At 61.5% G+C, this 18,840-nt stretch carries 26 protein-coding genes; 2 read left to right on the top strand and 24 right to left on the bottom strand.

The window, feature by feature from the left end; genetic code table 11:
* Window positions 1-62: 62 nt before the first annotated feature.
* The 15 genes from J3R80_RS17135 to J3R80_RS17065 all read right to left on the bottom strand — a co-directional run bounded on the left by J3R80_RS17135 (window position 63) and on the right by J3R80_RS17065 (window position 11,947).
* Complete coding sequence (locus tag J3R80_RS17135; protein ID WP_343075833.1) at window positions 63-488, bottom strand: SOS response-associated peptidase family protein; 426 nt, start codon at window positions 486-488, stop codon at window positions 63-65.
* Window positions 489-763: 275 nt separating this feature from the next.
* Window positions 764-1,762, bottom strand: coding sequence for a P-type DNA transfer ATPase VirB11 (gene virB11 / locus J3R80_RS17130; RefSeq protein WP_275394966.1), 999 nt, complete (start codon window positions 1,760-1,762; stop codon window positions 764-766).
* A 19-nt stretch (window positions 1,763-1,781) separates the two neighbouring features.
* Entirely contained in the window at window positions 1,782-3,191 is a 1,410-nt protein-coding gene (locus J3R80_RS17125; RefSeq protein WP_275394965.1) for a TrbI/VirB10 family protein, read from the bottom strand.
* Window positions 3,192-3,193: 2 nt separating this feature from the next.
* Window positions 3,194-3,913 carry a TrbG/VirB9 family P-type conjugative transfer protein gene (locus J3R80_RS17120; RefSeq protein WP_275394964.1) on the bottom strand — a complete coding sequence of 240 codons (720 nt, stop codon included), beginning with the start codon at window positions 3,911-3,913 and terminating at the stop codon, window positions 3,194-3,196.
* A 3-nt stretch (window positions 3,914-3,916) separates the two neighbouring features.
* The gene (locus J3R80_RS17115; RefSeq protein WP_275394963.1) at window positions 3,917-4,573 is read right to left on the bottom strand and encodes a type IV secretion system protein; all 657 of its coding nucleotides are present in this window, start codon (window positions 4,571-4,573) and stop codon (window positions 3,917-3,919) included.
* Window positions 4,574-4,578: 5 nt separating this feature from the next.
* Window positions 4,579-5,607 carry a type IV secretion system protein gene (locus J3R80_RS17110; RefSeq protein ID WP_275394962.1) on the bottom strand — a complete coding sequence of 343 codons (1,029 nt, stop codon included), beginning with the start codon at window positions 5,605-5,607 and terminating at the stop codon, window positions 4,579-4,581.
* Entirely contained in the window at window positions 5,607-5,993 is a 387-nt protein-coding gene (locus tag J3R80_RS17105; RefSeq protein ID WP_275394961.1) for a hypothetical protein, read from the bottom strand. Before J3R80_RS17105 ends, J3R80_RS17110 begins: the two co-directional genes overlap by 1 nt.
* The gene (locus J3R80_RS17100) at window positions 5,990-6,754 is read right to left on the bottom strand and encodes a type IV secretion system protein (RefSeq protein WP_275394960.1); all 765 of its coding nucleotides are present in this window, start codon (window positions 6,752-6,754) and stop codon (window positions 5,990-5,992) included. Before J3R80_RS17100 ends, J3R80_RS17105 begins: the two co-directional genes overlap by 4 nt.
* Window positions 6,751-7,857 carry a lytic transglycosylase domain-containing protein gene (locus tag J3R80_RS17095; protein WP_275394959.1) on the bottom strand — a complete coding sequence of 369 codons (1,107 nt, stop codon included), beginning with the start codon at window positions 7,855-7,857 and terminating at the stop codon, window positions 6,751-6,753. The genes J3R80_RS17100 and J3R80_RS17095 overlap by 4 nt, the downstream gene beginning before the upstream one ends.
* Window positions 7,857-8,051: a hypothetical protein gene (locus J3R80_RS17090; RefSeq protein WP_275394958.1), complete on the bottom strand. Its 195-nt coding sequence runs from the start codon at window positions 8,049-8,051 to the stop codon at window positions 7,857-7,859. The genes J3R80_RS17095 and J3R80_RS17090 overlap by 1 nt, the downstream gene beginning before the upstream one ends.
* The gene (locus J3R80_RS17085; protein WP_275394957.1) at window positions 8,042-10,417 is read right to left on the bottom strand and encodes a type IV secretion system protein B4; all 2,376 of its coding nucleotides are present in this window, start codon (window positions 10,415-10,417) and stop codon (window positions 8,042-8,044) included. The genes J3R80_RS17090 and J3R80_RS17085 overlap by 10 nt, the downstream gene beginning before the upstream one ends.
* The gene (locus J3R80_RS17080; RefSeq protein WP_275394956.1) at window positions 10,407-10,685 is read right to left on the bottom strand and encodes a VirB3 family type IV secretion system protein; all 279 of its coding nucleotides are present in this window, start codon (window positions 10,683-10,685) and stop codon (window positions 10,407-10,409) included. Before J3R80_RS17080 ends, J3R80_RS17085 begins: the two co-directional genes overlap by 11 nt.
* Window positions 10,686-10,727: 42 nt before the next feature.
* Window positions 10,728-11,009, bottom strand: a complete 282-nt coding sequence (locus J3R80_RS17075; RefSeq protein ID WP_275394955.1) for a TrbC/VirB2 family protein — start codon at window positions 11,007-11,009, stop codon at window positions 10,728-10,730.
* Window positions 11,010-11,028: 19 nt separating this feature from the next.
* Complete coding sequence (locus J3R80_RS17070; protein ID WP_275394954.1) at window positions 11,029-11,643, bottom strand: lytic transglycosylase domain-containing protein; 615 nt, start codon at window positions 11,641-11,643, stop codon at window positions 11,029-11,031.
* Window positions 11,615-11,947: a hypothetical protein gene (locus J3R80_RS17065; RefSeq protein WP_248411101.1), complete on the bottom strand. Its 333-nt coding sequence runs from the start codon at window positions 11,945-11,947 to the stop codon at window positions 11,615-11,617. Before J3R80_RS17065 ends, J3R80_RS17070 begins: the two co-directional genes overlap by 29 nt.
* A gap of 246 nt (window positions 11,948-12,193) precedes the next feature.
* On the opposite strand from J3R80_RS17065, the gene J3R80_RS17060 reads away from it, so the two are divergent.
* On the top strand, window positions 12,194-12,694 hold the full coding sequence (locus tag J3R80_RS17060) for a hypothetical protein (protein WP_275394995.1): 501 nt from the start codon (window positions 12,194-12,196) through the stop codon (window positions 12,692-12,694).
* On the opposite strand, the gene J3R80_RS17055 is transcribed toward J3R80_RS17060, so the two are convergent.
* The gene (locus tag J3R80_RS17055) at window positions 12,688-12,888 is read right to left on the bottom strand and encodes a hypothetical protein (RefSeq protein ID WP_275394953.1); all 201 of its coding nucleotides are present in this window, start codon (window positions 12,886-12,888) and stop codon (window positions 12,688-12,690) included. The two genes, J3R80_RS17060 and J3R80_RS17055, sit on opposite strands and share 7 nt — an antisense overlap.
* Before the next feature lie 144 nt (window positions 12,889-13,032).
* Complete coding sequence (locus J3R80_RS17050) at window positions 13,033-13,719, bottom strand: acyl-homoserine-lactone synthase (RefSeq protein ID WP_275394952.1); 687 nt, start codon at window positions 13,717-13,719, stop codon at window positions 13,033-13,035.
* A gap of 182 nt (window positions 13,720-13,901) precedes the next feature.
* Between J3R80_RS17050 and J3R80_RS17045 the strand changes: the two genes are divergently transcribed.
* The gene (locus J3R80_RS17045; protein WP_275394951.1) at window positions 13,902-14,570 is read left to right on the top strand and encodes a LuxR family transcriptional regulator; all 669 of its coding nucleotides are present in this window, start codon (window positions 13,902-13,904) and stop codon (window positions 14,568-14,570) included.
* 256 nt (window positions 14,571-14,826) lie between these two features.
* On the opposite strand, the gene J3R80_RS17040 is transcribed toward J3R80_RS17045, so the two are convergent.
* The 7 genes from J3R80_RS17040 to J3R80_RS17010 all read right to left on the bottom strand — a co-directional run bounded on the left by J3R80_RS17040 (window position 14,827) and on the right by J3R80_RS17010 (window position 18,711).
* Window positions 14,827-15,126, bottom strand: coding sequence for a CcdB family protein (locus tag J3R80_RS17040; protein WP_275394950.1), 300 nt, complete (start codon window positions 15,124-15,126; stop codon window positions 14,827-14,829).
* Window positions 15,126-15,356, bottom strand: a complete 231-nt coding sequence (locus J3R80_RS17035; protein ID WP_275394949.1) for a type II toxin-antitoxin system CcdA family antitoxin — start codon at window positions 15,354-15,356, stop codon at window positions 15,126-15,128. The genes J3R80_RS17040 and J3R80_RS17035 overlap by 1 nt, the downstream gene beginning before the upstream one ends.
* A gap of 352 nt (window positions 15,357-15,708) precedes the next feature.
* Complete coding sequence (locus J3R80_RS17030; protein WP_007803481.1) at window positions 15,709-16,020, bottom strand: STAS/SEC14 domain-containing protein; 312 nt, start codon at window positions 16,018-16,020, stop codon at window positions 15,709-15,711.
* A complete protein-coding gene (locus tag J3R80_RS17025; RefSeq protein ID WP_007803480.1) occupies window positions 15,992-16,957 on the bottom strand; it encodes a cation diffusion facilitator family transporter in 966 nt (321 codons plus the stop codon). Before J3R80_RS17025 ends, J3R80_RS17030 begins: the two co-directional genes overlap by 29 nt.
* Window positions 16,947-17,510 (bottom strand): transglutaminase-like domain-containing protein, encoded by a 564-nt coding sequence (locus tag J3R80_RS17020; protein ID WP_007803479.1) that lies wholly within the window; start codon window positions 17,508-17,510, stop codon window positions 16,947-16,949. Before J3R80_RS17020 ends, J3R80_RS17025 begins: the two co-directional genes overlap by 11 nt.
* A 69-nt stretch (window positions 17,511-17,579) precedes the next feature.
* Window positions 17,580-18,200 carry a cation transporter gene (locus tag J3R80_RS17015; RefSeq protein WP_008327361.1) on the bottom strand — a complete coding sequence of 207 codons (621 nt, stop codon included), beginning with the start codon at window positions 18,198-18,200 and terminating at the stop codon, window positions 17,580-17,582.
* A gap of 82 nt (window positions 18,201-18,282) precedes the next feature.
* A complete protein-coding gene (locus tag J3R80_RS17010; RefSeq protein ID WP_007803476.1) occupies window positions 18,283-18,711 on the bottom strand; it encodes a helix-turn-helix domain-containing protein in 429 nt (142 codons plus the stop codon).
* Between the last annotated feature and the right edge of the window lie 129 nt (window positions 18,712-18,840).

The following is an 18,840-nucleotide window of genomic DNA, read 5'->3' as shown; positions in this document are numbered from 1 at the left end:
CGCACATTCTCAACTTAAAGTGCCGAAATTTTCCAAAACCACCGCATTCTTACATTTAAGTGCTAAACGACACCAGCCGCCCAGAGCGTCGGTTCATTCCCGCCAGACAAGATCACATGGGGCTGTTTGTGGCCCTTCTTTCCCGTCCATTCATAGTACCCACCCATCGGGATAAGGCAGCGCCCATGCCGCCACACAGCGCGAAAGCTCGGCTTGTCTTTCGCATCCTCTATTCGCGCATTGAATGTCGTGGCCTTCCAGTCTTTCACCTCGCCCTTGTGCCAAGACGGGACAAGCCACCACCGGGCTTCAATGGCGACCAGAGGTGAGCCACCGAAGATCAAGATGTCTTGCGTCGGTGCGACGTTGTAACGGCACGGGCCACGCGGCGGGATGATCACAGGTTGGCCCGGAAACGGGTTGATCTTTGTCTCTGAGTGCTCTTGGTCCGTGCCGATCAAATCAGGTTCGATGAAGCGTCCGCACATTTGGAATATCTCCCATGGCTAGCAGGATTGAGACTAGGCATGCGCCCCGACCCTCGCAAGGGCATCGACTTGAGCGACGTTGGTAGCCCAGTCAAAGCCGAAATTGTCGCGCTTCCCCGCCAAGCGAATGCATTGCCCGATTGCGTAGAGAAAGCTTGTCTAACAGTCCGCGTAAACTTGTCGCCTCGGTATTGGTGGCTCCTCATATTGCACCAAATGAAAGCCAAGCTGGGGCCGGAACCAGCAGTCAGGATGGGATCCCGCGCAGCAGGCTTTTAGATCGACTCACCCGAACGACCACTCAACACCAACACTTCCGAAACCCCCCGGCGCCCCTCCACGCGCCCAAGCTGCACGATCACGTCGATGGACTTCCGGATGTAGGTCTGGACCTCTGCGAATGTCAGCGGGGTGCCGGCTTGCAGGACCATGATCGCCAGTCGGTCGATGGCGAGTTCGGCGGTTTCGGCATGGATTGTCGAGACCGAGCCGCCGTGGCCGGTGTTGATGGCCTCGAGATAGGTGAGAGCTTCCGCGCCGCGCAACTCTCCCACGACAATCCGATCCGGTCGCATCCGCAGCGACGCCTGAAGGAGAGCTCCGGCGGAGCGGGGGCTGTCTTTGGCGCGATCCGCTAGGAGACAGACGGAATTCGGCTGGTGGGGAAAGAGTTCGAATGCGTCCTCGATCGTGATGAGGCGCTCGGCGTCCGGCACATGGGTCAGGAGATGCCGGGCAAAGGTGGTCTTGCCGGTCGATGTCCCGCCGCTGACCAGGATGTTGAGACGGTTCGCGATCAGTTGCTTCAGCGCCTCCGGCAGGTCCGAGCCTGCCAGCTCGGCGATCTCGGACAGGTTTTCAGCCCGCTTGTCCGACAGCGACACGGCCTCTCCCAGCAGGTATTCCGGGCGATAACTGCGGATGTCGGCCCGACCGAACAGCCGGATCGTAATCGACGCGCCGGTCTCGACGGCAGGCGACACCACGACCTGCACGCGAAGGGGTCTGCCCTGGAACTCGACCTTGCCGGAGACGAGCGGGTTCTTCTCAGAGACCTTGGCCTTGGCGTCCCCGACAATCGCGGTCCCGAGATTGACCGCAGCCATCGGATCGACGGTCAGTTCGACAGGTTCCATTGCATCCGCGCCACGTCGCTCGATCCAGACCCGACCGTCAGCATTCACCGCGAGTTCGATGACCTCGTCATCGGTAAGCCACCGTTCAAACGGTGCGAGGTAGCGCTCCAGGTAGGACGCGGGCAGGGCGTCAGCCATCAGAAGACACCCCCCTTGCTCAATAAATCACCACGTCCCGGTCTACGAGTACCGTCACACTGGCGCCCTGATCCACGTAAATCGTGGGTGCGATCGAGACCTGGTCGGCAATGACCGAGCTGGTCGCATCCGAGAGGTCCTCGCCGATATTCTCCAGCACCTCGCCTCTGACCTCATCCCGGGCCTGCTCGGCCGCAACCGACGGCGCGGCGCCGATGATGGAGATCAGCGCTGCCCCGCCGAAGCGTTCGTCGAACTTGGTGTCGACGAGGCCCGTGAGCCCGGAGCGGCCGAGCTGGTCGCCCCCGACCGCAGCGATGTCCATTGAGGTCCCGTCGGGTGTGAGAACCCGCGTCCAGAGGATCAGGATGCGCTTCTGGTTCACTTCGATGCCGGAGCGGTATTGGCCAAAGAGCCGCGAACCGCGGGGGATCAAAATCCGGTCACCGGAAAAGGCCGGCACCGGCTCCGACACCACCGCCACGACATTGCCCGGCAGATCGCTGTTGATCGCCGTCTGGAGCGCCGCCTGGATGACCGAGCCCTGCGCAAGGGTCCGGTCCGGGAACTCCATGCGGGCGGCTTCCTCGACCTCGAGCGGTCGGGCGGCACGCTGAAGATAGGCCTCGTTCTCGTCGAGCGGTGCGCCCGGTCCTGTCGCGCCCGTGCCCGCCGGACCAGATGGTGTTGCGGTGGCACCACGGCCATCAGCATAGACGATCGCCGGCGACCGGATCTGGGCGGTCAAGAGCTCCGCCGCGTCCCGCTCCGCCTCGCGCCTGCGCTGTTCCTCTTCCTGCCGCCGCCGCTCCTCGAGCAGTTCCTGATCGGCGATGAGGGAATTGTTCTGCAGCTCGGCTTCGAGGCTTTCCCGTTGCGCCTGTTCGGCTTCGAGCAGGGCCTGAAGGCTCGCAAGCTTTGTATCGTTTTCGCGTTCGAGCGCGGTCAGTTGGCGCTCGCGTTCCGCGATCTGGGCTTCCAGCGCCCTGGTCTGGGCATCGAACGCCTCGCGCAGATCGTTGACCGCCGCCTGTATCTCGGCATTGCGCTCGGACTGGCTGGCCGCCAGCGCCTCGCGGAGCCGGGTGATCTCATCGAGGACCTCGCGGGAGGGTTCCGGCGCCGGACTCGCTGGCACATCGAGCGCATCCTCGACGGCGATCAGCGCATCATTGACCCGCTGCTCGGCCTCGTCGGGCGGGAACTCCAGCCGTCCGCCATCGGGCCGGCCATCCTGGAACGGTTCCACCTCGGAGGTCTCGAGCGAACCCGGGTCATCCTGCCCGGAGCTGGCCAGCCAATAGGCGACACCGGCGCCGCCCAGCCCGAGCGCGATGGCGAGCGCGCCGACGCCCAGACCGCCGGTCCGAGATTTCTTCTTGTCCTCGCCAAATGTCTCGAGGCGCTTCTGGAGATCGGGATCCGCCATGGTCAGTTGCTCACGTAAATCGCGGAGCGGTCGCGGGCGATGCAGAGCGCCTCGTCCCCGATCCTCAGCGTCCAGTAGTCGTTCACGCCGAGGACCCGGACGGTGTTGCCGATCTGGGTCCAGTTGACGGTGCGCTCGCGGCCCTGGTCATCGGCCTTGAAGATGGCCGGCTGCCGGCCATTCTCGGGAAAGGTGAAATAGGTGTAGCGGCCATCGTCATAGACCGAGGCGGGGCGGAAATCGCTCTCGCCCGAGATAAGATAGGCGTAATTGCGCGGCGCCTCAAAACCCTTCGGAGTGGTACCGGTCGTCTGCCGCGCGTCGTCTGGATATTGGAACCGCACCTCGAAAAACATGCCGGTCCGGTTCTGGATCGAGCCCTCGCGCAGGTGGAAGGAATAGGTCCGGCGGTTGGTGATCACGGTCATGTTGGTGGAGGCACCGGCGACATGGGGCTTGATTGTCAACACGTTGCCAAGCTCTGGGATCGGATCGACCTGGAAGCTCTCGGTGTCGCCGACGATGACCGCCTCGAACCGCTCACCGCGCCCGAAGTGGATCGTGGTGGAGTGGCGCAGATCGGTCTCGATCCGGAAGACCTGGTTCTCGTTGTAGACGGCGTAGCGGATGCGGATATCGAGAGGACCGCCTTGGGGTGTGGCCTCGGCAAGGGTGGTGGTCGGCAGTGCGCAGGCCAAGAGGAGGGGGGCGAGCAGTCTCATGGGTCAGTTCTCAAGGGTTTCGGCATCGACGCGATAGGAGGTCACGACGAAGCCGAGCGGGTTGGCCCAGACGTCCTGCAGGCGCTGACGGGTTTCGGGGCGGAAGTCATAGGCGAGGGTGGCGACGTAAGGCCGTGTCACGGTGCGGGTGTCGCGCTCGCGCCGGAGCGTGCGGGTGAAGCGGACCTGGGCGACGCCCGGTTCGATCTGGTTCACCGAGCGGATCACAACGTCGATCTTCGCCTCGCGACCATAGACGGTGATCGGGTAATCGGGGTTCGAGGAGGACCAGAGATCGCGGAGCGTGCGGGCGGCATCGCCATCGGAGCGGTCGAGCACCGCGTTGATACGCTCTTCGCCATCGGTGAGATCGTAGGTCTCGCGGTCATCGACATAGGCCACGAGGCTGGCCTGGATGATGGCGTCGCTCTCATCAAGGGTGAGGGCGGCCACCTGGGCCACGCGGTCCATCTCGCCGGTTTCCTTGTCGACGACGACCACGAAGGTCTCGACGGATTTGAGCGGGAAGAGTGTGAGCGCACCAAGAAACGCGGCCAGGCCGACGATCACGCCGGCGGCGGCGATGAACCAGGCGAAGCGTTCCCGCCGCCTTGGCCCATAGATGAAATCCGCCTCGAAGGCGTCCCGTTCCTTGCTCATGCCATCTACGCCTTGGTCTGGTTGGGGCTGCGGAGCGCCTTGCTGCGGGCCAGAAGCGCGCCCGGCGTCGCCCGGATCGCCTGACCGGTCCGAACCACACCATCGCTCGTGGCACGTCGCAGCTCATAAGGTGTCTTGCCCGTGGCGAGCCGCCCGGCACCGCCCACGCCGTATTCTCCTGTGTTGACGACGCCGCGCCGTGCCAGACCGGTAAGGCCGATGGCGTTCGAGGCGACGGCGACCACACCGCTGAGGTTCGAGGCGATGGAGGGCACGGCGGCCATGATGCCGGCACTCAGGATCAGGATCACGAGGAAGGGCAGAATGAGGCTGATGGTTTCAACGCTGTCAGGATCGGTCGAGGCGTCGCCGATGCTCTCGGCGATCGCGACGATGATGCCGGCCGCGCCCGCGGCGGCAATGGGCATGAGTGCGTAGCCGATGGTGGCCCGGCTCCAGGCCTCGAAAAGCGACAGGGTCGGCTTGAAGAGAGAGGCCAGGATCATGAAGGGGGCGATCACGATCATCAGGGTGAAGACGATCTTGCCGAAGGCGATGATCCCGGCCGTGACGGCGGCGAAGACGGCCGAGAGCACGAAGAAGATCGCGCCGAGAACGGCGCCGAAGACCCAGCCCGCGCGGTCGCCGATCGCGTCGCCATAGGCGGTGATACGGTTTACCATCCTATCGAGACTTTCATAGACGCCTGCCTCGTCGCCGGATGCTGTGAGCGACAGGATGCGGGCCCCGATGGCATCCGGAACGTCCGTTGCGATCCCGTATATCACAGAGAAGTTGTCCCAACTCTGCGCGAAGAAACCGACCAGGGCCACTTTGGTCCCAAAAGCAAATCCGCTGCCGAATGTCATCGGGCGAAGCTGCATCACCACATTGACGCCGAGCAGAACCAACAAGACGCCTGAACCGATGGAAATCACGCCGCCGATTTGGCCTGCAGCCTGGATGAACCCGGCTTCCGCAACGGAATCGATGGCGACATCCACCTCGCTGAGTATGTCACGAATGATTCCCATTATTCAGAGCAAACCTCTTGGAGCTCGGCTTCCAGAGTGTCGGCTTGCCCTCGCAGAGCGATAACATCGAAGAGGAGTTTTGGGTTGTCAGACGTCTGGAACCTTTCATGCGCAACGACGGCGTCATCCCATGACACCGCATCGAACTGGCAGCCACAGTTGCGCGTCTCGATGGCCTGTTCCGCCGCGACGATACGTAAGATTTCTCGGTAGCCATTGCGGACAAGGGCATAGGAATGCAGTTCGCGTGGCGGACGCGGTGCAACACAGGCCTCAACTGTTTCTTCAGGCTGGGCCATGGTTTCAAAGCCGCCGGAAGACTGGGCATAACCCGGCCCTGCAAAGGCTAGCAATACCCCAAGCGCGAGATCGATCCGTCTGATCATTCTTCCACCTCCATTTCGCGAAACTTGCGTTCGGCGGCGAGCGTTGCGGCATCGACCACGCCGAGCTGGCCGGCGCTGACGCCCTGGGCCGCTTCGAGACGCCAGATCTGGGTGAGGATGATGCCGAGCTCGGCTGTGACGCGCGTGTTGAGATCGACCGCGGCCTTCAGCCCGTCCTGGTCGTCGATGAGCCCAACCATGATCTCCAGACGGTCGAGGCTGGCGCCGGCCTCTTCGTGGGATTCCTGGGCGGCGACAGAGAGCATCGCGCTGGCCCCGACCGACGTGGCAAGCCGGTTGTCGGCCGGTTCCGGTGAGCTTGAGAGCGTCGAGAGGCGCTCCTGCGTCAGACCGGTTCCCGTCAGCGCCGCCTCGACCTCATCGGCGAGATCGGAGCCGGGCTTGAACCCCGACAGGAAGTCGCCGCTCGCCAGAGCCTGCAGGGTATCGATGGGGGCGGTCAGTGAGCCTTTGAGCCGCTCGAACTCCTCGATGGTGGCAAAGAGCTCGCCAAGGGCATTGCCGTCGACGAGAGAACGCAGCTGGGCCTCGAGGTTCAGAAGCTGAGAAAGCTGTGTCTCCAGCTCTTGCCGCATGGTTGCCAATTGTTCGAGCTGGACGTTGAGGTCCTCGGCCATGTGTTCGATTTGCAGGACGAGCTGGCGCAGTTGCTGTCCGTCGAAGGTCGGCACGCCCTGGGCCAGGCTTGGGGATGTGGTGAGAAGGAGCGCGGTCGCCGCGCCGAGCAAGAGCCGTTTCATTCGGGCACCTCCATGGCCATGAATTCCCTCTCATCGATCCGGTCGACCGCGAGGTGCTGGGCATGGGCCGCCTCGCGGGTCTGGTTGGCGGCCATCAGCCGGACACGGAGGGAGAGGATGCGGGCGATCTCGACCCGCGCGTAGGTGTTGAGTTCGATCGCCGCCTTGACGTTCGGCTGTTCGTCGATCTGCCGGATGATCGCGGCCAGGCGGTTCACGACCTGCCCGGTGGTGGCATGGGCATCGGCCGCGTAGTAGAGGCTCGCAACCGAGATGTTCGAGTATTCGGCCAGCGCCATGTCGGCCGGTGTCAGCGTGCCGAGTGCGTCCGCCCCGCCGACCACGGCGAGGTATTCGCCCATGAACCGCGAGATGTTGCGCACGTAACCTTGGGTCTCCGGGAAGGGCGGCACGCCGCCATATTCCGTCACCCGGCCGGGCCCCGCGTTATAGGCCGCGAGCGCGTGGGGGACATTGCCGAAGGTACCCAACTGCGTGGTGATGTAGCGGGCGCCGCCCCGGAGATTGTCCATGACATCGTAGCGGTCGACGCCCATGTCCGACGCGGTGCCGGGCATCAGCTGGGTCAGACCATAGGCCCCAACGGGGCTCTGGGCGGTGATGCTGAAGCGGCTTTCCTGCTTGATGAGCGCCTGGAAGAGGCAGCGCCACTGGGTCGGGGAAAGTCCTGCCCGCGCGACCCCCGGCGCACCGGCATACTCGCCCGCGACCCGGACGATCATCATCTCGATGGTCTCGCGGCCCTCGCCGAAGAGACGGCTGTCCATGGGGCTCGCATCCACGGGCGGATAGATCCCTGAGGCCGGGAAGCTGGCATGGCTCTCAATCGACGCGATGTCGAAGCCAGGTCCCGTGATAGCGGCGGTCATATCTTCGAGGACGCGAAGCTGCTCCGCCTGGATCCGGGCGAGCTCGTCGCCTGTCGAAAGTGTCTCGCGTTGCACGCCCAGATCCTCGCCCAGGGATCCGAGGAGCGTGACGAGTTGGCCTACGCGCATATTGTCCTGGGTCGGCACGCCCTGCGCGATTGCGGGCGGCCCGAGGCCGCAGAGCGCGGCGGATATTATGAGCCAGCGCCGCATCACTCTTGCATCACCGGCACGAAGAGGCAGTCCTTGGCGAGAACCTCTGATTTGGAGGAGAAACTGAACGGCGAGACCGCGTTGCGCGACACGACCGGCGCGCCGTTCTGCCCGAAACAGGGGGAGGTCTTGTCGGTGTAGCGGGCGCAGCCGGAAAGACCGAGGGCGATGAGGATCAAGGGGATCAGGCGCATGCGTGTCTCCAGAACTCGGGGTTTGCTCGCCAGTCGGCGCCGACCTGCGCCTCGCCGGTGCGGCCGCCGCCGAGGATCGGGAGCAAATCCCCGAGGGCGGAGAGATCGGCATCGACGAAAAGGCTTTCGCCGGCGGAGCGGGCGAGAGCGATCCGCTGACCGGCGGTGGATTCGGTGAGAAGGACGGCTTCCTTCTCCGAGACGCGCAGGAATTCGTAATCCTTCGGCGTGGCCCGGTCGTTGGGAAAGAGAATTTGCGTGGGCACCGTCTCGACGATGGTCTTGCCGACCCGGGTGTCGCAGAGCTGGCTCGGGTATTGCGTCATCATGACGACGACGCAGTTCATCTTGCGCAGCGTCACCAGCCAGTTTTCGAGCCGCGCCCCGAAATAGGGATCGTCGAGCAGCTTCCAGGCTTCATCGAGCACGATGATCGTGGGGCGGCGATCTTCGACCACGCGCTCGATCTGGCGGAAGATGTAGGAGAGCACCGCCATGCGCTCGGTGGCCATGTCGAGGATCTCGGTCATGTCGAAGCCGACGATGTCGCCGTCGAGCGCGAGCGCCGGTTCAGCTCTCGTGGCGGCGAAGACCCATCCGTAGCGCCCGCCCGGTGCCCATTCCGCGACACGGGCCTGGAGCTCGCCGCCATCGTCGAGGGAGCGGAACAGGGTCTCGAAGCTCTCGAAGGATTGCAGCGAGGTTCCAGCCTCGGCGTTCTGGCGCACCGCGCTCTGGATATGGCGGGACTGTTCGCCCGAGAGCGCCCCATGGGTGGAGAGAAGCGTGCCGAGCCAGTCCGAGAGCCAGGCTCGCCCGCGTTCGTCGACCTCGGAGGCAAGCGGGTTGAGCCCGGTCGGAACGCCCGCGCGCACCTCGTGATAGGTGCCGCCAAGCGCCCGCACCGCCATTTCGAGACCGCGGTCCTTGTCGAAGAAGAAAAGTCGTGTGCCGACCCGTTGCGATTGCGCGGCGAGGAAGGCCGTCGTCAGCGTCTTGCCGGTCCCGGTGCGACCGAGAACGAGGCTGTGCCCGACGGTCGGTTCTTTGGCCGCGTCGCCAGCCTCGTGGAAGTTGAAGCGGTAGCCGGAAGTTCCAACGCTCGGCAGCACCGTGATCGGCGCGCCCCAGGGGCTGTCCCGACCGGAACGTCCCTCGACCGATCCATGGAGAGCGGCAAAGTCGGCAAAATTCACCGACGAGATCGGCGTGCGCCGCGCCCGGTATCCGAAGTTCCCCGGATGCTGCGCGAAATACGTGGCCTTGAGCGCCATCTTCTCGCGTACGATCACCGCCATGATCTCCTGGCCCGCCCGTTTGATCTGCGCGGCGGCGCGCTCGAGCATCTCGCGGCTCTCGGCATAGACCGCGATGGAAAGGTGATGATTGCCGAAGGCGATCCGCCCGGCCTCCTGATCGTCGGCGGCGATGGCCAGCTGCTCCCGGAGCGACACGGCCGCGTCGTCCGAGGCGTGCATCTGCCGGATGATCCGCTGGATGCGTTCGGCCATGATATTGGTCGGGATCGGTGTGAAGGAATTGGTCAGCACGATGTCGAGCGGTAGGTCGAGCCCGTCGAGCAGCGTGACATCGGTCAGCGCGGGATAGGATTTGATGCTGAACCCCGCGCCATAGCGGCACTCGCCCGTCACCTCATCGGTGACGATGATGGTGTCGCCTTCGAAGGTGGCGCGGATATCGGAGAGCGAATGGGCGAGTGGCAGGGCACTCCGGCCGATGGCAATGGGCGCAAAGCGGCCCGAGTTCAATGTGTTCAGGACGCCGAGCCATTCGCCGCCCTCGGTGGTGAGGCGCACCGGCCGGGCGGCGGCGAGCGCGACTTCGAAAAAGCCCGTGACCTCGTTCAGTTCCTGGAGCCGCGCGGCGCGATCCTTCACCCAGGCCCGGGTGGCAAAGCTCCTGAGGATGGGAAGCCGTGCTGAAAGCTCGGGCCGCCGCAGGATCGTCAGGTAGAGCTGCTTCTTCTTCGGCTGCAGGCCGGCGATGTGGTGCTGCCAGCGTCGGTCGATCTCGGCGGCAAACCCGTCCCCTTCGATGGGGCGCAGGCGCAGGTCCTGCGGCACGGAAATGCGATGGACATAGAAGCCGAAGAGATCGCCGGTCTGCGCGACGATCGCGGCGACGGCGCGGCGTAGGGCGTCGAGCTCGCCGTCCGGTGTCGTCATCGGGTTCAGACCGTCAAGGCGCAGCGTCGCCATCAGATCGCCTTCGCGGGTGATCAGGGCATCCGGCGCCGCCACTGCGAAATAGGGCAGGTGCTCGGCATGGGTGCTTTCGCGCGAGAACGCGCGGCCGTCCGCGGCAAGGAGGGCAGGGGTGTTCTGCCGGGTGCCATCAAGCGCCATAGCTGTCGCCCCCGTGCAGGGCCCGGTTCTTCGTCGCGCGAACGGAGCCGTAGGAGACCCGCAGCACCTCGAAGAAATGCGGCTCCTTGTCGGCGACAACCCAGAGCACCGGATAGGCGACAATGCCTACAGACAAGAAAACCAGCGACTTGGTCCAGATGAAGGGCAGAACGACCCCCATGGCCAGCATAACAAGATAGCCAACAGGGAGGCCGAGATATTTGGGTGGCCTCGCAAGACCCAAAAACAAAGGGGATCGTTCTGCCATCAGCCTATCCCACCGATTGGAGCCAGAAAGGTGAGACAAACATCAGGTGAATCCATCAACGATGGTGCCGGCCGAGAAGATCAGCACGATCCCGATGATGACCGAGGCGAACCAGCCCCAGTTCAACCGCCCCATCATGCACATGAAGCCGGTGCCAATGACGGCGAGGGTCGCGACGGCAATCCCGATCGGTCCCGTAAGTGCGGCCTCGACGGTCTCCAGCATGTTCTGGATCGGCGAAAGGTCCTGGGCGAGGGCAGGCGACGAGGCGATTGTCAGCATCGAGATGATGGATGACAGATGTCGGAGGCGGGGAAATCTCATGCGCGGAAGTCCTCTGGCTCTAGTTGAGGTCGATCACGACCGGGACGCGCGTCTCGGCCCTGGTGGAGAGACGGATGATGGGCTGAAGGGTGGGTTGCCCGGAAAGTCGGCGGCGGATGTTGTGGATGCGGGCGATATAGTCACGGGTCTCGGCGAAGGGTGGCACGCCGTTGTATTCGCGGACCCGATCAGGGCCGGTATTGTAGGCAGCCAGCGCGAGATCGATGTCCCGGAAGGTCGATAATTGTGCCAGGAGGTAGCGCGCGGCGCCCTCGAGGTTTTGTGCCGGATCGTTGCGATCAACGCCGAGGGCACGCGCTGTCGCCGACATGAGTTGCCCGAGACCGTAGGCGCCCTTGGGGCTCGTTGCGGTCGGATCATAGGCACTTTCCGCCTCGATCATGGCCCGGAACAGGATGTGCCACGCGGCGGGCGTCAGCCCGACCGCCGTCAGGGCGCGGTTCCCGGTGTGTCGGTCGGACGTGGTGCGGATCGCGGTGAGTATGCCCGCGCGATCAGCCCGGACGGGTATTTCAAGGGATGCCGCCTGAGGATCATCCCGATGTCGGTCGTGGAATGTCCAGTTGGAGGTTCTGACGCTGCCCTCAGTCCCGATCACCATCAGGTCCGCCATCGCCGCCTTCGGCGTTGCGGATATCGAGATCGAGAGTGACAGGGCGGCCGTCACCAAAATTGGTGTGGTGATTGACGAGCCCCGGCCAGAGCGCGAAGTGACGCACCTTGGGTCCGTGTTTCTGAACCTTGGCAGCGACCAGGATGAGTTCCTCATCTCCGACGCTATAGATGCACTGGTATAGCGGCTTGCCATCACCTGTGCCCCCTACGAGCTCATACCGACAGGTGAAGTCCACCTTCCTCTGAATGAGGTCCTTCACACCATCCAGTGTGATCAGACTCAGGTGTCTCGCGATCGGCATGGTCTCTCCTTTTGAGAGACCTTCTTACATGATGCAAACATCACGAAAAGCATAGATAGAGTCAATATATATAAAACGTAGAAAATAGAAAAATGTGGAGTGCTTGCTAAATCGCTGTTAGATTGGGCTCGTTTCCAACCAGTTCCAGCAAACTCTTGGGAGAAACAGATGCGTATTCTCGTCCTCCGCCTGATCCTGTCCATCCTGACATTGCCTATCTTTGTCAAAGCCACGCGCGCCTATGACATGGATTGTGCGATCATGCTCTGTATGGCGGGAGGGTTTCCACCAGGCGCGGTCTGCTCTGCGGCCTATGCCGAGATGATCCGTCGAATCACGCCTTGGCCGGTACGCCCGCCCTTTGGGATCTGCACCTATGCCGCCATGCCGGTCCAACTTGGCGGACCGGGCGGGGAACGGGAGGTCGATATCTCCAGCCCGGACTATGGCTGGCTCAGGCGCACGCGCGTGTTGTGGTTTCGCGGTGCATCGTACAGGGATGACTCTGGGCCGCAAAAATGGGACTGGTCCATTCACTCTTGCGATTTCCAGAACGACAATTGTCGCGTTCTGTTCCAGGTCTACAGGTCAAGAACGCGATGGCCCGTCGGTTTTGTGAGCGAGAACGGCCAGACAATCCCGTATCCTGATACGGAGGGCCGCCTCGCGCCTTTCCATCGCGCGGTGATGGTCGAGCATGGCGACCATGCAGGCGTAATGGCACACTCGGCGTGGTTTGCCTATTGATCGGTTGCGGTGTCATCATCTTGCAGGCACTTTATCTCGATCTCTGCATCATCAATGGTCTCGGGATCCACAAACCACAGGCGGACGATCCGCCCCGAGTTCCAAAGATAGTCCCGCCAGACAGCTTGGGGTGCCGACGCGTCCTGCATCACAGCTTCGGCGACAGGCCGTGCGAATAGAAGCTTCTCACCCATAGTTCAGAGCCTGACAGCTTGTTTTGCCGATGACGCCTGGCCGATCCCGAACGAGCTGCGCGCGGGCTTCAATGCCAGCGCTATTGTCATGGCCCGTGCCAGCCAGGCCTTGATCTTCAGATCGCGTATGCACCTGAGGTATGGTCAAGTGCCGCTCCCACGGGATTCGTGGTGATCACCGTACAGGACAGGGCAGGCAAAGGCCTGGAAACGACCATCCCTGTTGCCACAGATCGGACCGATGGTCCTGGGTGTAAATCCCATGGATCGCGCCATCTTCTGAAACCCGACCGGGCCGAGGAACAGGCAATGTTCGGCCGTCTGCGTTGCAAGATACGCGTTCGCCGCTCGCAACACTGCTGCCCCGGCGCCGGGCGTGCCATCGGTGACAAGACGTGTGAGTTCCCAGACGCCGCTATCGACAGGCGGGACATCCGTACAAAGATCAAATGGCAATCCATCTAGCAGGCCACGGCAGGCGTCGCGGATCATGTAGGAGAACATGGCATGACCTGCCGCACCGGCCACATTGTCCGTGCGGATCAGTCGCGCCCCGCCAACAACTGTATCCGTGGCCTGCTTGAGCGCAACGACATAGATCGTATCGGGTCGATCATACTGATCCAGATCGGTTTGCCCAGAGATCCAGACCTTCCAACCCTTGCCCAAGGCGAACACGCGTTTCCTGAGATCCATGAACTGGCCGATCAAGCGCATATCCGAGGAGAAGGCCGCGCGCGGGGCAAACAGTTCCTGTGGCATCTGAGCGACCACGCAGCGGAGGGTGTCTTCTGACGGGTTTTCCGGCAATACCGTTTGTGCGTGTATCATGATCTGCTCCTGCATTCGGCTGATCCCATGAGCCACACCCCAGGAAGGCAGGTCTAGGAAAATAGCTCAATCTTTGATAGAAACTGACCTGGGGCCAGAAACCCAAGGTTTGGTCAGACCCATGGTCGGAGCAGACCTGACTTGAGGTCAGGTTCGGTAAGTGGTGAGTGGAGGAATCGGTTTTGGAGATTTACGAAAAGGGTATTCAGCAAAACCCCGACGCGCTTGAGACAACGAATGCTGTCGCCAAGGCCTTTGCGCCTTACCGGGCTGATATCCAAGAGATCGCGATCTCCGGATACAGCATCCTCGTGAACGTGAATGTGCGCGGCTACGAGTATTTTGAAAGCACCTACCCACCGGCCTGGCAGGAAGAATATGAAAAGCGGCGTTACTATGCCTTTGACCCTGTTCTGGTTTGGTCGCTCTTCTCCACTGGTGACAAGCAGTGGTCCGAGGTGCCCATCCCCGACCTGCGCCGGTTCATGAATTCCGCAAAGAAACATGGTCTGGTTTATGGGGCGGCCTTCAGCCGAAAAACCGGCGCCAACAGATCGCTGCTCAGTGTGTCGCGCCCCGACCGGGAGTTGCTGCCGCAAGAGATGTTGTTCCTGTCCGGGCTGGCAACCGAGTTCTTCGAGTCGCTTGAAGATGGGCGCGGGCTGTCGAAAGGAGAGATCGCCGTGTTGCAATGCCTGTCAGAAGACAAGAACGTCAAGGAGGCGTCGGAGCATCTGGGGATTTCTGAATCGGCGGCCAAGGAAAGGCTGGCCTCCGCACGACGCAAGGTCGGCTGCAAGACGAATTATCAGTTGGTGGCGACGGCGCTGAGGAAGAACCTTATTAAGTAGTTAGGCAAGATTTGATGGCGGTCGCAGGCCGATGATTGGATGCAGAAGCATCGCTAAATTACTACTGCGCAGACATTTTTGAGCAGTCGGCTTAGAATGAAATGTCCGTCGTCAGGGTTTCTGTCTCATCTCGTTCCTTGATGGTTACGATGAGCCAGGAACGCTCTCTTATCAGCTCAGCATAAACTGCTCCATTGGCGCTGATGTCAGACACAAGGCTATGTTAGATGAGGAGGAGTGAATTGATTCTGATCGTCTAAAAACCCTGCATAAGCATGTCGATCGCGGTCGTGACTTTCTCAAATTCATTGTCGAGGTTTCCAATGGACGTCTTAAGAATGCCTGTTGGCACCGCCGCCATGAACTGCGTGACCATCACGACCGGCCGACCATCGAATTCGAAAATTGGGTTGAGTTTGGTTGCCGGTTTTGGTGCGCTTGCTGGTCGCAGCAAAGGCACGACAACGCGGGTGTTCAGATCGCTCAGAAGGTCGGTTTGAACATCCAAAAGATAACCATCTCCGGACGGATTGGGAAATACGTCATACTTGGGCATCAGAACTGACGATAAGGATCGAGCGGTAAACCATGCTTCTCAACGTATGAGTTAGAACTCCGAATCGCGGCGGCATTCTCAGCTTTCCACTGTTCCGCTTTAGCTGCAGCAACAGCACTCCGAACTCCGTTCTCAGCTGCTCGAGACAGATTCACCTTCAACGCTTTGGCTTCCGTAAGCAAAGTTACGTCCAGGGACAGATTTGTAGGCTTCCGAGTATGAGAATTCATGAGCTCACCTCCTAAGGAGAGGTTATACTTTGGATGTATGCGCGTCAATCGTGCGCATACATTATGCGCACGCATAATGAAGTTTATGTTAACCAACTGGCGCCCTGAGCCGCTAAAACATTACGATTTGATAATGCCCCGGCAAGGGCAGTGCCACCGTACCAAAGTTACTCCTTTGCGAAAGGAGCGACCATGTTCAGAACTTTCGGATTGCTCTTGGGTCTCGCAACTGCTGTAGTTCTTTTGTTTATGGTTTCGAACAGATGCTGTCTTCTGCGAAGGCATCTGATTGAAAGCTACTCTACCTTTCACTTGCCCAGGCGATTGCCGCCTTCATTTCCGCCGGGTCGAACTAACGGAGTTCTGCCGTGGTCAGCACGTCGGCGAACCTGGTTCCCCACTCCAACAAAGCCCCTTCGCCCACCACAGCGACGCGGCGGAAGTCATTCCTATGGGCTGTGTCGATTTTCAGATCTTCGAGCAGAGCGGACGGCCCATCGTAGCCTTCGAACCTCGTGAGATCGAGAACCAGGCCGGGCTTACTTGTCTCTTGCAGGCGCTCATGAAGCAGGGCGTGCATCCGTTTCAGGTCGCTTTCGCTGAGCTTGCCCTCGCAGGCGAGGCCAATCGTGTCGTCATGAGCTGTCAGTGTCTCGGTGAACATGGTTTTCCTCCTCTTTTTCCGGTTTGCCGTGACCGTAAAGGTCAGCGTTTTCGTGTGCGCGGTCTTCGTGCTCAAATTCCAGACTCGAATGACCGATGCTGAAATCGTCCTTCAGCCGGTCCTTGATCGCGGCCTTGATCTTTTCGATTTGACCCCAGCCGTCCGCTGTCAGCACGACGTGGCAGTCCAGAGCCGCCTCGTGCTCCTGCATCTGCCACAGATGCACGTGATGAACGTCCGCGACACCATCCACACCCCGCATCGCCTGAACGACGGTTTCATTATCGATGTCCGGTGGACTGCCGAGCATCAGCGTCCGAATCGGACCGCCGATCTCGGTAAATGCGAGGTAGAGGATGTAGAGAGCGATGCCGATGGTGATCGCCGGGTCGACCCACCGCATGTTGTAGAGGAGGATGAGCGAGCCGCCGATGATGACCGCCACGGAGGCCAAAGCGTCCGATAGGTTGTGCAGGAAGAGCGCACGGATGTTCACGCTGCCTTTCTGCATCGAATAGGTGAGCAGCGCCGTCAACGTGTCGACGACCAGTGCCACACCGCCCAGGATCACCACCGTCCAGCCCTGTACCTCTGGTGGGTCGATCATGCGCATGCCACCCTCGTAGATCAGGTAGAAGCCGATCAGGATAAGTGTCGTGTAGTTGATGAGCGCTGCGACGATTTCTACCCGCCCATAGCCGAAGGTCATGCGCTTGTCCGCCGGGCGGCGAGCGATCTTACGCGCGAAGAAGGCGATCACCAGCGACGCCATGTCCGAGAAATTGTGGAGGGCATCCGCGATCAGCGCGAGGCTGCCGGAAAGGATCCCGCCGACGATCTGCGCGACCGTCAGGAGGCCGTTGGCCCAGATGGCGATGGAGACGCGACGATCACCGGATTGAGGATCGATGTGGGCGTGGCCGTGATCATGCGGCACGGTTCGTCTCCTCATGGCGGTGGTTCGGCCGATCGAATCCGGGGACCGGCGGCAAGATTCCGCGGCGGATGCGGCGAACCCTGGCATTCATCCAGTGACGGATGACGTGGCGATAGAGCAAGTCGCGCACAAATCCGAAGTTCTGGCGGTGATTGACCCATCCGTCGCCCAAGTCCACCTCTACCCAGGAGTGGAGGATTTCGGACGGCGCGAGGGGATAGACGAGTTCCGGAACGACGCCTCTCTGAAGCGCCTTGTGGATTGTGAACCCGTGCAGTCGGCAGCGAACTCCCACGCCACGCAGCAGGGCCATGAGGAGCGTGCCCTTGGTGTTGCACTGCCCGTGGCCATCTGCGAGGACCTCGGACGCCGGAATGTCGTCGGCGCGGTTGTAGCCGAAGGTAATCTCGTTCCTGACGAAATCGTAGATGGCCCCAATTCGGTCGTCGCTGGGAAGGTCTGCCCAGCCGCGCTCCTCGATCAGTTTTGCAATTGAGGTCGCGTCAAAATCCAGCAGCCGGGTTTTGGCCAAATGAGGGTCGGCGGGGTTCACGGGATATCTCCTCGAATCGTTCACGAGAATATGTAGTTGCTACAGTCACTGTAGCTTCAAGCCCCGATTTCAGGCCGAGTCCTTGGTTACCTGATCGTCATTGTGCACCGCTTTGTGGTGTTCACCATGCGCGTCTCTCAGGATTCCGACGCCACCCCAGGCCGCGATGCCGGCGACAATCACGCCCACGACAAGGTCCGGCCAATTCGTTCCGAGCCAGGCTACGAGCCCGCCTGCGACGACGATTCCGAGATTGGCCGCGAAGTCGTTCCAGCTGAACGTATTCGCCGCTCGGATGTTTACGTCTGGATCGCGAAGCCGTGCCAGCAGCCAGACGCAAAGTGCGTTGATGGCCGCCGCTACCAGCGCCATGACAATCATGATCGTGCCAAGAGGATCCGATCCGCCGACGTAGCGGCGCCACGCGTCATACAGGATTCCAAGGGCGAAGAGGATCAGCAGGCCGCCCGAAACGTTCGCCGCTCCGCGCTTCCACTTGGCGGAGCGGGACAGCGCGAAGAGGCTGATCGCGTAGACGAAACTGTCCGACAGATTGTCGAGGCCATTGGCGATAAGCGCGCTTGACTCGCCGAATGCGCCCGAGGCGAAGAAAGCGACTGCCAGCCCGATGTTGAGACCCAGCACGATCCAGAGTGTGCGTCTTTCCGTTGCGTTTCTCTGCTCCGCCATGCCGGGTATCCAAATTAGTGAATTGCCAATGAGTAACTAACACCGGGCTTTTTGCGTTCCGATCAAAGGTCGTCGAAATTGCTCAGGCGCCGATCTCTTCATGGTCGGTCAGGCATTCGGAATGGTCGCGCAGTACCTCGAGCACACGGCAATCAGAAGTCTGTCCGCCGCTGCACTCATGCACCATCCGCTTCAATTCCGTCCGCAGCGCCTCGAGCCGCGCCAATCGTTGCTCGACCTGTTTGAGTTGCCGACGGGCTATTGCATCCGCCTCAGCGCAGGACTTTCCCGGATGATCGCTGAGATCGAGGAGCTCACGGATCGCGTCCAACGAGAACCCCAGTTGCCGTGCGTGCCGGACGAATGACAAGCGGTCGAGTTCGGCGTCGCCATAGCGTCGTTGGCCCCCCTCGGTCCTGCCGGGCTCAGGCATAAGTCCGATCTGCTCGTAATACCGGATGGTCTGCACCTTTGTTCCGGTCTTCTTCGCCAGCGTCCCAATCGTCAGCATTTCCGCTCCCCACATTACCTACAGTGGGTGTAGCTTTATGCGGTGCGCATCACAAGCTTCACCCGAGTTTCACAGATCGGTGATTGTTGGCCGATCGATGACAATCACGCTTGAACCTACAGTAGCTAG

The sequence above is a fragment of the Aliiroseovarius sp. Z3 genome, assembly GCF_029105185.1.
GTDB lineage: Bacteria > Pseudomonadota > Alphaproteobacteria > Rhodobacterales > Rhodobacteraceae > Aliiroseovarius.
Note: the sequence above shows the minus strand (reverse complement) of the source record. Positions and strands in the feature narration are given on the sequence as shown.

What these genes read in the sequence shown, in the direction of transcription:
- J3R80_RS17120 (WP_275394964.1), bottom strand. Translation starts at nt 3,913, where the DNA reads ATGAGACTGCTCGCCCCCCTCCTCTTGGCCTGCGCACTGCCGACCACC.
- J3R80_RS17105 (WP_275394961.1), bottom strand. Translation starts at nt 5,993, where the DNA reads ATGATCAGACGGATCGATCTCGCGCTTGGGGTATTGCTAGCCTTTGCA.
- J3R80_RS17040 (WP_275394950.1), bottom strand. Translation starts at nt 15,126, where the DNA reads ATGCCCAAGTATGACGTATTTCCCAATCCGTCCGGAGATGGTTATCTT.
- J3R80_RS17065 (WP_248411101.1), bottom strand. Translation starts at nt 11,947, where the DNA reads ATGCCGATCGCGAGACACCTGAGTCTGATCACACTGGATGGTGTGAAG.
- virB11 (WP_275394966.1), bottom strand. Translation starts at nt 1,762, where the DNA reads ATGGCTGACGCCCTGCCCGCGTCCTACCTGGAGCGCTACCTCGCACCG.
- J3R80_RS17115 (WP_275394963.1), bottom strand. Translation starts at nt 4,573, where the DNA reads ATGAGCAAGGAACGGGACGCCTTCGAGGCGGATTTCATCTATGGGCCA.
- J3R80_RS17100 (WP_275394960.1), bottom strand. Translation starts at nt 6,754, where the DNA reads ATGAAACGGCTCTTGCTCGGCGCGGCGACCGCGCTCCTTCTCACCACA.
- J3R80_RS17035 (WP_275394949.1), bottom strand. Translation starts at nt 15,356, where the DNA reads ATGAATTCTCATACTCGGAAGCCTACAAATCTGTCCCTGGACGTAACT.
- J3R80_RS17075 (WP_275394955.1), bottom strand. Translation starts at nt 11,009, where the DNA reads ATGAGATTTCCCCGCCTCCGACATCTGTCATCCATCATCTCGATGCTG.
- J3R80_RS17050 (WP_275394952.1), bottom strand. Translation starts at nt 13,719, where the DNA reads ATGATACACGCACAAACGGTATTGCCGGAAAACCCGTCAGAAGACACC.
- J3R80_RS17135 (WP_343075833.1), bottom strand. Translation starts at nt 488, where the DNA reads ATGTGCGGACGCTTCATCGAACCTGATTTGATCGGCACGGACCAAGAG.
- J3R80_RS17010 (WP_007803476.1), bottom strand. Translation starts at nt 18,711, where the DNA reads ATGCTGACGATTGGGACGCTGGCGAAGAAGACCGGAACAAAGGTGCAG.
- J3R80_RS17095 (WP_275394959.1), bottom strand. Translation starts at nt 7,857, where the DNA reads ATGCGGCGCTGGCTCATAATATCCGCCGCGCTCTGCGGCCTCGGGCCG.
- J3R80_RS17030 (WP_007803481.1), bottom strand. Translation starts at nt 16,020, where the DNA reads ATGTTCACCGAGACACTGACAGCTCATGACGACACGATTGGCCTCGCC.
- J3R80_RS17060 (WP_275394995.1), top strand. Translation starts at nt 12,194, where the DNA reads ATGGATTGTGCGATCATGCTCTGTATGGCGGGAGGGTTTCCACCAGGC.
- J3R80_RS17080 (WP_275394956.1), bottom strand. Translation starts at nt 10,685, where the DNA reads ATGGCAGAACGATCCCCTTTGTTTTTGGGTCTTGCGAGGCCACCCAAA.
- J3R80_RS17125 (WP_275394965.1), bottom strand. Translation starts at nt 3,191, where the DNA reads ATGGCGGATCCCGATCTCCAGAAGCGCCTCGAGACATTTGGCGAGGAC.
- J3R80_RS17015 (WP_008327361.1), bottom strand. Translation starts at nt 18,200, where the DNA reads ATGGCGGAGCAGAGAAACGCAACGGAAAGACGCACACTCTGGATCGTG.
- J3R80_RS17110 (WP_275394962.1), bottom strand. Translation starts at nt 5,607, where the DNA reads ATGGGAATCATTCGTGACATACTCAGCGAGGTGGATGTCGCCATCGAT.
- J3R80_RS17085 (WP_275394957.1), bottom strand. Translation starts at nt 10,417, where the DNA reads ATGGCGCTTGATGGCACCCGGCAGAACACCCCTGCCCTCCTTGCCGCG.
- J3R80_RS17070 (WP_275394954.1), bottom strand. Translation starts at nt 11,643, where the DNA reads ATGGCGGACCTGATGGTGATCGGGACTGAGGGCAGCGTCAGAACCTCC.
- J3R80_RS17090 (WP_275394958.1), bottom strand. Translation starts at nt 8,051, where the DNA reads ATGCGCCTGATCCCCTTGATCCTCATCGCCCTCGGTCTTTCCGGCTGC.
- J3R80_RS17055 (WP_275394953.1), bottom strand. Translation starts at nt 12,888, where the DNA reads ATGGGTGAGAAGCTTCTATTCGCACGGCCTGTCGCCGAAGCTGTGATG.